The following is a 13,683-nucleotide window of genomic DNA, read 5'->3' on the forward strand; positions in this document are numbered from 1 at the left end:
AGAAAAAAGCGATGTCCTATATATAAATAGAACACCGCTTTTTATATTAACCTTCTAATAATAAGTCATATGGATCTTCAAGTAATTCCTTGATTCGTACCAGGAATTGAACGGCATCTTTACCATCAACAATTCTGTGATCGTAAGACAATGCAATATACATCATTGGTCGTACTTCTATTGAATCATCCGGCATTACGATTGGACGTTTTTGAATCGAATGCATTCCCAAGATTCCGACCTGTGGTGTATTCAGAATCGGTGTAGATAATAGTGATCCAAAAATTCCACCATTGGTAATCGTAAAGGATCCACCTTGCAGCTCCGCAAGCTGAAGCTCTTTCTTTTGTGCTTTTTTACCTAAACGCCCGATTTCCTCTTCAATTCCTGCAAAGTCTAATCGGTCTGCATCACGTACAACAGGGACAACAAGTCCATCTTCAGTAGATACTGCAATACCTACATCATAAAATTTCTTCAATACAATTTCATTATCTTGAATTTCAGCATTAAGATAAGGAAAATCTTTTAAGGCACCGACTACTGCCTTTGTAAAGAAGGACATGAATCCGAGTTTTACGCCATGCTTTTCTACAAATTTATCTTTACGTTGACTTCTCAATTTCATTACAGCAGTCATATCCACTTCGTTAAACGTAGTTAACATAGCTGCATTATGCTGAGCCTCTACAAGTCTTTTCGCAATTGTTTGACGACGACGAGGCATTTTAATTCTTTCGACAGGCTTATCGAATTCTGTTTTTTCTGAAGCCTTCTGTTCTTTCTTTTGCTCACTCTTTGGAGCAGTGCTTTGTGTTTCTCCTTTTGCATGAGCATCGACATCCTCTGGGCGAATTCTTCCTAGTGGATCACGCGGAGAGATTTCACTTAAATCAATTCCTAGTTCTCTCGCACGTTTTCTAGCTGCTGGTGAAGCAACAATAGAACCATCTTTCGTCTTTTGTTCTTCCTGAGGCTTCGATTGCTGAGAAGCTGCAGGTTTAGGTTTATCTTCCTTCGGTTCCTCTTTCGCTTCAGAGGAAGTATCTGCAGCAGCTTCACTACTTTCTTCAGTAGGAGCCCCACCAGCTTCTCCGCTTTCGTCAACTTTCGCGATGACATCCCCAACTTCTACATCATCACCTTCATCTTTTAAAAATTCAGAAATGACTCCTGTAAAATCAGAATTAACCTCTACATTTACTTTATCGGTTTCTAACTCTACGACTGCATCCCCTTTTTGAACTTGGTCACCCTTTTTTACTAGCCACTGAGCAATAGTGCCTTCTGTTATTGATTCTGCTAATTCTGGGACTTTAATTTCCTTCACTTGGAATCTCCTCCTTTAGACAGCTCTAGTGCCTCCTGAACAATTCTTTTTTGTTCTGTTTTGTGTATATTTGGGTCCCCTACTGCTGGTGAAGAACGTTCACATCTACCAACATAGTGCAACTCTTGATCCTCATTTAATAATTTAAATAATGGTTCTTTTACAAAATTCCAACTACCCATATTTCTCGGCTCTTCCTGTACCCAAATAACTTCCTCAATATTTGGGCAGCCATTAAGTACCTTTTCAATATCTTTGAGTGGTAATGGATAAATTTGTTCCAAACGAAGAACATGAACCTGATCGTAATTACTTTCAGATTTACTCATAGCCTCTTCAATATCAACCATAACTTTACCACTGCCAATAACCAAACGTTTCGCCTTTTTCGTTGTTTTGGGCAGTCCCGGCTGTTGCATTAATGGTTTAAATTTACCCTCTGTTAAATCTTTTGCATCAGATATAACTCTTGTGTGTCTCAACAAGCTTTTTGGTGTCATGACAATAAGCGGACGTGCTGAATCACTATCAACAAGTGCAGCCTGTCTTCTTAATAAATGAAAGTATTGTGCACTTGTCGTTACATTGGCAACAATCCAGTTATTCTCTGCTGCAAGTGTTAGGAACCTCTCTAATCTTGCACTGGAGTGTTCAGGACCTTGCCCTTCATATCCATGAGGGAGAAGACATACCATATTTGATTTTTCTCCCCATTTTGCACGGCCAGAAGAAATGAACTGATCAAAAATAACCTGTGCAGCATTAGAAAAATCACCAAATTGGGCTTCCCATAGTACCAGAGTCTTAGGAGCCTGTACACTATAACCATATTCAAACCCTAAAACAGCAGCTTCTGACAATGGACTATTGTGGATATCAAAAGTTGCCTTTGCTTGTTCCAATCCGTGCATTGGGCAATATTTTTCTCCTGTTTCTACGTCATTTAAAACTAGATGACGATGCGCAAATGTACCGCGTTCAGTATCCTGTCCAGTCAAGCGAATTGGAATTCCATCCTGTAAAATCGATGCATATGCCAATGTTTCAGCAGTAGCCCAATCAGCTTTCTCATCTTTATCGAAAGCTTCACCACGCTTTTTTAATATTCTTTCGAGCTTTTTAAAGGAATTAAAACCTTCCGGGCGTTTTAATAATCCTTGGTTTAGAGCTTTTAATTGATTTAATGGTACAGCGGTTTCTATGTCATTTAATCCATTTTTTAGCGCTTGAGGTGCTGGTTCGGCCTCAGGATCTACTGGTTTATTTTCAACCATATTATCGTATATATCCCTTAGCTTTTGGTTGACAGCGTCTTTCATTACCTGTAATCCTTTGTTGTCAATAACACCTGATTCTTGTAAACGTTCGGCATAAACAGAAGTTACAGTTGGATGAACATCAATATCCTTATATAATTTTGGCTGTGTTGTACGTGGCTCATCCATTTCGTTGTGACCATAACGACGGTAACCAACAAGATCAATTAAGAAGTCTTTATGGAATTTTTTTCGATACTCATATGCTAACATAACTGCAGAAACACAGGCCTCTGGATCATCTGCATTCACATGTATAATCGGGATTTCAAATCCCTTAGCTAAATCACTAGCATACCTTGTGGATCTGCCTTGTTCTTGTCCTGTTGTAAAACCTACTAAATTATTTGCAATAAGATGAATGGTTCCGCCTGTTTGATAACCTGGCAACGCACTCATATTTAATGTTTCAGCTACAACACCTTCACCAATGAACGCAGCATCCCCGTGAATTAATATACTTAATGCCTTATTTTGATTTTGCTTTGGAGCCCCAGCAGCAAAGCGAAAATCCTGTGATGCTCTTGTAAAGCCTTCTACAATTGGATTGACAAACTCCAGGTGCGAAGGATTGTGAGCTAACGTAATTCGAGTTGGCGAAGGCTTTTCTTCCCCAACCTGGCGTTCTGCACCAAAATGATACTTAACGTCTCCAGTCCATCCATACGTAATTGCCTGAGAACCTGGAGATGGAATTAATTCTTTATCAGAACCATGGAATTCAGAGAAAACTTTATCAAAAGGTTTTCCTAAAATGTGTGTTAAAACACTTAATCGTCCACGGTGTGCCATTCCCATCAATATATGCTCTGTTTCATCATAAAAGGAATTTTGCACAATGCGATCAAGCATCGGAACCATTATTTCTAAACCTTCAATGGAAAAGCGCTTTTGCGCGACAAATGTTTTGGCTAAAAAGTTTTCAAAGCCTTCTACATCGACTAGCTTTTCCAATAATTGCTTTTTCTCTTCCTCATTATAATTCATCTTGTATCCACCGGTTTCAATTCTGCTTTGCAGCCAATTTCGCTCCTCATCATTGTTTACGTGATCATACTCAAACGAAATTGTCCCGGCATACTGTTGCTTTAAATAATTTACTACGTCTAAGGCCGTATTCACCTTATTTATGGATTCTTCCCAAACCCAATTAGACGGAATCGCTTCCAAATCACTATTCGACAATCCGTAAGATACGGGGTCGACAAGCGGTGATTTCCTCGATTTCTCTGAACCAACCGGATAAATCTCTGCTTCTAGATGACCATAACGACGAATAGCCTCAACAAGTTTTATTGCTGAGGTTAGCTTCTTAATATCGCTAAGTGAAGTTTTGTGAGATGCAGTTTTTTCTATTTCCCCCATTTGATCCATCCATTCAGGAGCACCATATTGATCAAATAATTCCCGTAATGATTGATCGATAGCTACAGGATCTTCCAAGTACATTTCATACTGCTCTTCTAAATACCCCATGTTTGGACCATGAAAATTTTTCCAGAATCTTTCATTAGATTCTTCTTTCTGTGTCACGTCTTATACCCCCATTAGAAGTTCACTTTCTCCAGCTTAACACTTACCCATCTCATGCTAAATTTAGGATTGTGCTCTTTCTACAACAACTAATATACCCTATTTTAAGAAGGGAAACAACAACTAAACTCGGATTATTCCAAGTATTTGTAAAAATTATTAAACTGGTAAATTCTTCTGCAATTTATTAGCTGTTAAGTGTAACTTACAATCCCTACAATTCTTACCCTTTCTACAAAAAAATAAAACCCATAACGCGCTATTTTTTCTATAAGTGAGTATCCTATTTTTAAAAGTTTTAACTACGAATCTAAAAGCATTAAAAGGGCCTTACCCCTCGCTATGGAACGAGTAAGTAAGACCCTTTTTTGGACAATCTCCTTATTAAATTCCTATCTATTTAACAAGCTTCCAACATATCGTAACAGATCATTTGCAGAGGTTGAATTATAGCCGTATTCATCAACTAATGTAGCAACCACTTCATTAATTTTCTTCAACTGTTGTTCATCTGGAGTTTTTGTAGAAGTCGTAATTTTCACGACATCCTTCAAGTCTGCAAACAACTTCTTCTGAATAGCTTCTCTCAAGCGCTCATGTGATTGATAGTTGAATTTCTTTCCTTTTCTAGCGTACGCCGAAATACGGATAAGTATTTCTTCACGGAACGCCTTTTTAGCATTTTCTGAAATTCCTATTTGTTCCTCAATCGAACGCATTAATTTCTCATCCGGCTGCATCTCTTCTCCTGTTAATGGATCATGGATCTTAGACTTATTACAAAACGCCTCCACATTATCCAAGTAATTATCCATTAATGTCTTAGCTGATTCCTCATAGGAGTAAACAAATGCTTTTTGTACTTCCTTCTTGGCTAGTTCATCATACTCTTTTCTAGCTACAGAAATAAAATTCATGTATTCTTCTTTTGCCTCTTTTGATATAGATGGATGATCATCTAACCCATCCTTCAGAGAACGTAAAACGTCTAATGCATTAATTGATGTCATTTCTTTTTTAATGATGGTGGATGAAATTCGATTGATTACATACCGAGGATCAATCCCACTCATCCCCTCATCAGAGAATTCTTTTTTCAATTCACTGACATCTGCATCACTAAATCCTTCGACATCTTGGCCATCGTAAAGATACATTTTCTTCAATAAACTTATGTTTCCGCGGTTGGATTCCTTCAACCTTGTCAGAATTGTGAACATTGCTGCAACACGTAAAGTATGAGGGGCAATGTGCACATTTTTAATATCACTTTCTTGAATCATTTTTTCATAAATTCGCTCTTCCTGACTAACTTGAAGGTTGTAAGGCACAGGCATTACAATCATACGAGAGTGCAGCGCTTCATTTTTCTTATTCGAAATGAATGAGCGATATTCTGACTCATTTGTATGGGCAACAATTAACTCGTCTGCTGAAATTAGCGCAAAGCGCCCAGCTTTAAAATTACCTTCTTGAGTCAGTGATAGTAAGTGCCATAAAAATTTCTCATCACACTTCAGCATTTCCTGGAATTCCATAATACCTCGGTTTGCTTTGTTCAATTCACCATCAAAGCGGTATGCTCTTGGATCAGACTCGGAACCATATTCTGCGATTGTTGAGAAATCAATGGAACCGGTTAAATCTGCAATGTCTTGAGATTTCGGATCAGAAGGACTGAATGTTCCAATTCCTGTTCGTTTATCTTCGGAGAAAAAGATTCGTTCTACCATTACGTCTTCGATTCTTCCATCATACTCTTTTTCCAACCGCATCATATTTAATGGTGATAAATTGCCCTCAATCCTTATCCCATACTCCTCTCTAAATTCATCACGTAAATGTTGCGGAATAAGATGTAAAGGGTCTTCATGCATCGGGCAACCTTTTATTGCATAAACTGCACCTTCATCCGTACGCGTATATTCTTCTAACCCCTTTTTAAGTAAGGTGACCAATGTTGATTTACCACCACTTACAGGCCCCATTAACAGCAGAATACGTTTGCGCACATCCAATCTTTTGGCTGCAGGATGAAAATATTCTTCTACTAATCTTTCTAATGCTTCTTCTAGACCAAATAACTCATCCCCAAAAAACTTATACGTCTTTCTGCCATCCACTTCTTCTACGCCCTTGGATTTAATCATGTTGTACACTCGTGAATGTGCTGATTGAGCTAAATAAGGACGTTCCTTCAACAATTCCAAATAATCAGCCAGTGTCCCTTCCCATCTTAGCCTTTCTTGATCCTCTCGATAATTTTGGACTTTTTGCAAAATATCATCCACTAGGATTACCTCCCAAATAAAGTGAAACTTTTCTTATAAAGATTTAGCTGAAGCTGTTTAGTATAAGTTATGTAGGAACAAGCTAGATAATGAATAGTCTGTTCAACTGTTTTCAAACAAAATTGCTAAAATGCTGATAAAACAAGGGTTAGAGCGGTTTATAATTTTTATGAATATTACAAAAATTAAGTGAATCATTAGAAGTAGGTTCACAATCACTGATTCATTCGCTATAATAAAATGAACAAAATCATTACATACTAATGAATAAACAGTTGTGTTTTCTATAAAGGAGGACTTACGAAATGGGAGTTGTGTTAGTGTTAGGTGTTGGGGTTGCATTTATCACAGCGATTTTTGCTGCTGGTTATGAAACAGATCAAGTGTCCAAAAAATAATTAGATGGTACAACAGGCTGACGAGATATTCTCATCAGCCTGTTTTTTTATGGACGAATTAATATAGCCCCGGGAAGTTTTGTTGTTTCAATACATCATAGATAATGATAGCTGCTGTATTGGATAAGTTTAAGGAACGTACCTTATCCGTCATATGAACACGTAAACACCTATCTTCTTTCCCTTCCAGCAATTCTTTGGGTATTCCATTCGTTTCTCTACCAAAAACAAAAAATAATTCTTCATCACTGTCACTGAAATCAAAATCGGTATAATATTTTGTTCCAAAATTTTCAATATAAAAAAATTGACCTTTGGGATACTTTTGATACATTTCCTCTAATGAATCATAGTAATTAATATCTACATCATGCCAATAATCAAGACCTGCTCTTCGCAGCATTTTATCTTCGGTCGAAAATCCGAGCGGCCGAATGAGATGCAAAGAAGTATTGGTTGCAAGACATGTGCGTGCGATATTCCCTGTATTTGCTGGTATCTCCGGTTGATATAAAACAACATGAACTGGCACTTTCTTCACCTCAACTGATTATTATAGCATATCATCTCCATTTTTCATCCTTTTCATTAAAAGGCTCCACCTCAGAAACAGGACCGCCTACATTGTAAGCGGTCCTGTTGTTACTTATTCACCTATCCGGAAAAATTTATACTTTATATCAGGTGTCCAGGCATAAGAATCTTCATAGGACCAGTAACGATGTCTGCTATTCGTTGTATGAGCGTTTACGAGAGGCATCCCATTACTATCCTTTTCTACGACAATCGTATTGTGATTCCAACGACCATCCCCTTCAAAGTCATAGCAAATAACATCTCCTGGTATTAAATCCTTTGGGTCATCCACTTCTTTCCCTTTTAATCCCTGATTAGATCCACTTAAATACCAACGTAGTGCATGAGCAACAGCCCAGCTATAGCTCCAGTTATTATTTTCGTACCACCAGCCACTCCCTCTATTTGGAGCTCCCCTCATCGGTGCCCCACCTGCATGTAAACATTGGGAAACATAATTTGTACAATCAACATCAAAGTCTTTATATGCTGGATTATGATCATTCCACCATCTTTCAGCATATTGAACGGCCGCTCTACGGTCATATTCAAATCTCATAGGTTGACTTTCTTCTTGAACCAACGGGTCTATCGTTGGAGTTGTTTCCTCTTGTACAGCTGGCTTGATTTCCTCGTCTTCGATTAATATATCTTTATAAAAAATGGCTCGATGTATTCGTTCTTCTTCCTCATGATAATAAGAAGTTTCCCCTTGCTTCACAAAAAATGTAACCCCTAACTTATAATCGACCTTTATTTCATCATTATCTGCCTCGTGATTATCTAGGATTATCCCTTTTCCTCTAATTCTAGGAATCTTATTTCCTCTACTTTCAAGCTTTTGCTTTTTTTTACTAATCCAACTCGGTAGCCTATCTTCTTTATTTGAATCCAAATGGTTATACCAGTATTGTTGTAATTGTTCTCCAAATCCCATTTTCATCACTCCTTCATACCAATCCTATGAAATATGGAATAGGAGAATGATTGAAAATAAGCTGATTTAAGAAAATGGTTCATTTTTTATGCGTTGACGAAAGAGGTGCTTTACACGATAGTACTTATCTTTTTTTATTTACCACCGGTGCATGTTCCAGGTGCAGCAGCTGCTGCTTTCTTTCCAAACCACCATTATAACCAACTAATGATCCGTCACTACCGATAATTCGATGACAGGGGACCAGAATAACGATTGGATTTTTGTTTACTGCCCCACCAACTGCTCGAACTGCTTTCGGTTTTTGAATAGATTCAGCGATATTTTTATAGGATTTGGTTTCCCCATGGGGAACTTGATCAATTAGTGCCTGCCAAACCTTTTGTTGAAAGGGTGTCCCTACTAAGTGAAGTTCCGTGGTAAACATTTTTCGATTGCCCGAAAAATATTCCATTAATTGTTGTTTTTCCTCTTTCAATAGTGACTCGTCTTTCATAAATTTAGAACCAATCGAAAATCGATCTGCCCATGTTTGAACAACAGGAAACACTTCATTCATCGAACCAAAGTCGACCCTACACAACCCTTGATTCGATTTAATCATTGTAATAGGACCAATCGCTGTTTCTACCTCATCATAATACAAAAATCCCAACTAAATCCCTTCTTTACTTTGAACTCATCGTGTCATGAGGAAAATTACTCGGATGTTGACGATGGCAATAATTCCCCTTTGATTTACCGAAAAGCTAAACCGGTTGAAACTGAAGTCCTTTTTCCATTTCTTTTAGGACATCCTCATCCTTCTCTTTTTGTCTTACTCTTTCGATTGCTGCAAAGCCTTCTTTTGTTCCAATTTTCCCAATCGCCCATGCCGCAGTTCCACGAATAACTGGACGAGGATCCTTCTCCATTAGTTCGATCAATTGGTCTACTGCTGATTCTTCTTTGTAATGTGCTAAAGCAAGAATCGCATTTCGTTGGAGTGGTTTTTTACCACGCCATGAACCTGCCATGTATCCAAACTTTGCTTTAAACTCTTTATTGGATATCGTTAACAGAGGCATCAATCTCGGTTTCACCAATTCTGGATCTGGTTCAAATTCTGGATGGTTGTGGAAATCTACGTTTTTGTTTTTCGGACATACGACCTGACATGTGTCAAATCCATACAAATGATTCCCAATTTTTCCTCTATATTCATCAGGTAAGAAGCCCTTTGTTTGGGTTAGAAATGCAAGGCATTTTTGTGAATTCAACCGGCCACCCTCGACTAAAGCCCCTGTTGGACAAGAATCAATGCATTTGGTACATTCGCCGCATCCTTCCTCCTCACTAATTGGCTGATCAGGTGGAAAGGGAACATTGGTAATCATTTCTCCTAAATAGACATAGGAACCGAATTCAGGCGTAATAATCGCGCAATTTTTCCCGCTAAAGCCAATTCCGGCACGTTCAGCTACGGCACGATCGGATAATTCTCCAGTATCCACCATTGGTTTGTATTCAAATCCATCCAGCTTTGCTTCTAAAAACTTTCCGAGCTTCTCCAATTTATCTCGTAACACATGATGATAGTCTTTTCCCCAAGAAGCCCGGGCAAAAACTCCTCGCCGATCCCCTTTTACACTTTTCGGTGGATTTTTCATACGAGAGGGATATGCAAGTGCTATTGCGATGATTGACTGTGCTTCAGGCATTAAACGAACGGGTTGTGTTCGTTCTTCAATCGTTCCCTTTTCAAATCCTGACTGAAAGCCTGATTCCTGCTGAAGCTTTAAGCGTGATTTTAATTCCGAAAACTCATCCACAGACGCAAATCCTATTTTGTCAATTCCAATCTGTTTACTATATTCGATTATTTCTTGTTTCAGGGTTTCGTAAGCCATTGCATACCCCTCCTTTCTATTCATTAGCTTGTGCAACTTACTTCGCGGATATATCTTTTACTTTTGCTGTTCTAATTCGGTTGAGTGTTGCTGCTATCTCAAATCTTCTTGGTCTAGCTAGTTCACCAGGATGTTGATCTGGAAACGGCGCAAAGGACCCGAGTCCCTTTTCTTCCATTTGATTCTCGATTTGATCCAATAACTGCGATAAAGGCATTTCACGTTTCAGCATTCCCTTTTTATCTAGGAATTGGATGATTTCAGCAATCATTCTCGTTTGCGAACTATCAATTAACTGCTCTACATAATGGAGGGAAATATCAGTTCTTCCCATGATAATCGTAGTTAAACCTTTTGCTTGAACCTTCGACTTTTTACCTCTTCTTGTTTGTAAACTGTTTGGTAAAAATTGGCGACTTGGCAAGCTTCCGAAGCCTGATTTGTACTCACGTCTAGCCGTAGGGTACTTGTCTGCAATTTGTTTTGCTTTTTCAGTAACGTTGTGCGGTAAATATTGATCCATCATAATAACATGGTCCGCTACATCAAAATAGTCACCAGAACCACCCATGACTAATACAGTAGAAATATCTAATTCATCTCTCATTTGTTGAATTTTATCGATAAACGGTGTGATAGGTTCCTTTTCCTTCACTACTAATTCCTGCATGCGACCATCACGGATCATAAAATTCGTCGCACTGGTATCCTCATCAATGAGCACACTTGTTGCACCTGACTCTAACGCTTCAACGACATTTGCAGCTTGAGAAGTACTACCACTAGCGTTTTCCGTAGTAAATCTTTTCGTATCCTGTTTATGAGGGAGATCATTGATAAAAGCAGATATATCTACATTCGTCACTTGTCTACCATCTTCTGCGCGAACCTTAGCCGCTTTCGGGTCTGTTAAAACATACTCACGGCCATCTCCATGAATATGATGATACACCCCCCGTTCAACAGCATTCAACAGGGTACTTTTACCATGGTATCCACCACCGACGATAAGCGTGACACCTTTTTTAATGGCCATACCCGTTAACGGTTGTTCACGATATGGAATATCAATCGATACTCGGTCTTCTACTGGACTTTCAAAAGGAATCGCGCTTTTTAATGGCTTGTCACTCACGCCACTTTGTCTAGGTAAAATAGCACCATCAGCGATAAAGGACACCCAGCCATTTTCATTCATTTGCTGTCGAATGACTTGATGCTGTTCTGCTAGTTGTACTACCTGATCGATTTCTGAGTCTTTTAATGTAAAAATTGACTGACTCATGATGTTAGGAATCGCTTGGAAAAAAATCTTCTCTGCTTCCTTGCCATTAATTCTCCGACCATTAGCAGGTAATCCGACAGACAGACAAATGGTAATATGATTTGGATCAATGCTGACAGCGGTTCGTTCCAGAATTTGTTGTCCGGGACAATCAATCGCAATCATTCCACTTTTTCCCGATCCCTTACCTTGAATTGCATTGTTATCAATTGCAGATGCGACATATCGGGCAATTAAGTCCTCGACATACGTGCGTTTATGCTTTTCTGTTTTCCATTCATCTTTTACCTTACGATAGGCTTCTGGAATAATAATTCTTATTTTGGACGGGGAAGCAAAAGGGTCCCCCTGAACGTAATCAACGATTAATTCAAAACGATGAAAGGAATATCTTCCTTGAATTGATTTATAAGCTTTATAACCTTTTCCGTCTACTTGGCTTAATAGCTTTTGTAATTGTTTCATTGCCATTCACCTCTATATATATCATTGCTTTACATAAGCATAGGATACAACCTGTCTCCGAGTTGATTCAAGCAATCAAGATATACAGGCAAATTTTGAAAAGCTGAGCAAGACTTTTCTACACAATTAAAAAACGCAATGCTTCATTGTTATTCAACGAAACACTGCGTTGCTCACATAATTATGGAGCGGGTGAAGGGAATCGAACCCTCGACATCAGCTTGGAAGGCTGAGGTTTTACCACTAAACTACACCCGCATTTGGGATGATTACTATTTATTTGGTTGGCGTACGCGCTTTTCATGTCCCTGCATCTTCTAGCTAATTCATAGTTGATTATGCTTCGGGACAACTCGTAGCTTATTCGGTGGATGTATTGCTCGTGGCTGAGGTTTTACCACTAAACTACACCCGCTTTTAGGATGATTACTTACTGTAGAACTTGTTTTATTTGATGTGATGTTAAATAGTATAACAATTCAACCAAAAGTATGCAACCGGATTTTCAGATTTTTTGTCGAAAAGAATTTTTCAAAAAAATTGCTATCGCTGTTGACTTTTTTTACTAAAGGAATATAATTTGCCTTAAGGAAACTTTTTAAATCTAAGAAAAAACATTTAGTTTTGTCATAAAATTATGGTTATTACCATATTTATATATATCCACTATTTTTTTAAACTATTTTTTGCCTTAGGTAAACTTTTTTAAGAGGAGGAAATATTCATGAAACATTTATTTTTAAGTTTTTTGAGTTTAATCATTATCGGGGTAGTTGGTTGTTCCGCCGAAACAGGAAATTCGGAAAACAACGATTCCGGCACCATTCACGTCGTTACGACTATTGCACAAATTGGAGATGTTGCAAAAAACATTGGAGGAGAATACGTAAAAGTTGAGAGCATCATGGGGCCTGGTGTCGACCCTCACTTGTACAATGCGGTTCAAGGTGATATTCAAAAAATGGATAACGCAGATATCATCTTTTATAACGGTTTACATTTAGAGGGACAAATGGGTGAAATTTTTGAGGAGATGGAACAAAACAAACCAACGGTAGCTGTTGCAGAAAAACTTTCACCTGATCAGCTATTAGCGGATCCCGAAAGTCCAGATATTCCTGATCCACACGTTTGGTTTGATATTACACTATGGAAAAATACGGCAACAGTAATCAGAGATAGCTTGATTGAATTAGATCCAGATAACGAAGAGTATTATATAGAAAATACAAATACCTATTTAGCAGAGTTAGATGAGCTGCATGAATATGCCAACGATAGATTTGAAGAAATCCCTGAAGAAAGCCGTGTGCTTGTTACGGCTCATGATGCATTTAACTACTTTGGAGAAGCGTACGGATTTGAAGTCATTGGGTTACAAGGATTAAGTACCGATTCCGATTATGGGGTAAGTGATATCCAACGAATCATTGATGTACTCGTTGAACGAAATATTAAAGGGGTTTTTGTAGAAAGCAGTGTATCGGAACGTTCGATTAATGCTGTTGTCGAAGGTGCCAATGAAGAAGGACATCAGGTATCAATCGGCGGAGAACTTTATTCAGATGCAATGGGAGAAGAAGGCACGGAAGAAGGAACGTATATTGGTATGTTCAGACATAATGTCGATACCATTGTTGAATCTCTTAAATAAGGAGGAATG

At 38.3% G+C, this 13,683-nt stretch carries 9 protein-coding genes and 1 tRNA gene; 1 reads left to right on the forward strand and 9 read right to left on the reverse strand.

Annotation, left to right across the window (positions count from 1 at the left end; genetic code table 11):
• Positions 1–46 precede the first annotated feature (46 nt).
• From odhB to JOC48_RS10375, 9 genes are all read right to left on the reverse strand, one after another.
• Positions 47–1,330 (reverse strand): 2-oxoglutarate dehydrogenase complex dihydrolipoyllysine-residue succinyltransferase, encoded by a 1,284-nt coding sequence (gene odhB, locus JOC48_RS10335; protein ID WP_204499409.1) that lies wholly within the window; start codon positions 1,328–1,330, stop codon positions 47–49.
• Complete coding sequence (locus JOC48_RS10340) at positions 1,327–4,179, reverse strand: 2-oxoglutarate dehydrogenase E1 component (RefSeq protein WP_204499410.1); 2,853 nt, start codon at positions 4,177–4,179, stop codon at positions 1,327–1,329. Before JOC48_RS10340 ends, odhB begins: the two co-directional genes overlap by 4 nt.
• A gap of 392 nt (positions 4,180–4,571) precedes the next feature.
• Positions 4,572–6,470, reverse strand: coding sequence for a PrkA family serine protein kinase (locus JOC48_RS10345; RefSeq protein ID WP_204499411.1), 1,899 nt, complete (start codon positions 6,468–6,470; stop codon positions 4,572–4,574).
• A gap of 456 nt (positions 6,471–6,926) precedes the next feature.
• A complete protein-coding gene (gene trmL, locus JOC48_RS10350) occupies positions 6,927–7,400 on the reverse strand; it encodes a tRNA (uridine(34)/cytosine(34)/5-carboxymethylaminomethyluridine(34)-2'-O)-methyltransferase TrmL (protein ID WP_204499563.1) in 474 nt (157 codons plus the stop codon).
• Positions 7,401–7,514: 114 nt separating this feature from the next.
• Positions 7,515–8,381, reverse strand: a complete 867-nt coding sequence (locus tag JOC48_RS10355; RefSeq protein ID WP_204499413.1) for an amidase domain-containing protein — start codon at positions 8,379–8,381, stop codon at positions 7,515–7,517.
• A gap of 124 nt (positions 8,382–8,505) precedes the next feature.
• Complete coding sequence (locus tag JOC48_RS10360) at positions 8,506–9,036, reverse strand: methylated-DNA--[protein]-cysteine S-methyltransferase (RefSeq protein ID WP_204499415.1); 531 nt, start codon at positions 9,034–9,036, stop codon at positions 8,506–8,508.
• A gap of 94 nt (positions 9,037–9,130) precedes the next feature.
• On the reverse strand, positions 9,131–10,270 hold the full coding sequence (gene queG, locus JOC48_RS10365; protein WP_204499417.1) for a tRNA epoxyqueuosine(34) reductase QueG: 1,140 nt from the start codon (positions 10,268–10,270) through the stop codon (positions 9,131–9,133).
• Between the two features lie 37 nt (positions 10,271–10,307).
• Entirely contained in the window at positions 10,308–12,020 is a 1,713-nt protein-coding gene (locus JOC48_RS10370; RefSeq protein ID WP_204499419.1) for an ABC-ATPase domain-containing protein, read from the reverse strand.
• A 184-nt stretch (positions 12,021–12,204) separates the two neighbouring features.
• Positions 12,205–12,278 (reverse strand) — tRNA-Gly (locus JOC48_RS10375).
• Between the two features lie 466 nt (positions 12,279–12,744).
• Between JOC48_RS10375 and JOC48_RS10380 the strand changes: the two genes are divergently transcribed.
• Positions 12,745–13,674, forward strand: coding sequence for a metal ABC transporter solute-binding protein, Zn/Mn family (locus JOC48_RS10380; RefSeq protein ID WP_204499422.1), 930 nt, complete (start codon positions 12,745–12,747; stop codon positions 13,672–13,674).
• The last annotated feature ends 9 nt before the right edge of the window (positions 13,675–13,683 follow it).

Origin of the sequence: Aquibacillus albus, assembly GCF_016908325.1 — a bacterium.
GTDB classification, from domain to species: Bacteria; Bacillota; Bacilli; order Bacillales; family Amphibacillaceae; genus Aquibacillus_A; species Aquibacillus_A albus.

Coding starts and splice junctions, on each gene's coding strand:
- JOC48_RS10370 (WP_204499419.1), bottom strand. CDS start 12,020: ATGAAACAATTACAAAAGCTATTAAGCCAAGTAGACGGAAAAGGTTAT.
- JOC48_RS10380 (WP_204499422.1), top strand. CDS start 12,745: ATGAAACATTTATTTTTAAGTTTTTTGAGTTTAATCATTATCGGGGTA.
- JOC48_RS10355 (WP_204499413.1), bottom strand. CDS start 8,381: ATGGGATTTGGAGAACAATTACAACAATACTGGTATAACCATTTGGAT.
- queG (WP_204499417.1), bottom strand. CDS start 10,270: ATGGCTTACGAAACCCTGAAACAAGAAATAATCGAATATAGTAAACAG.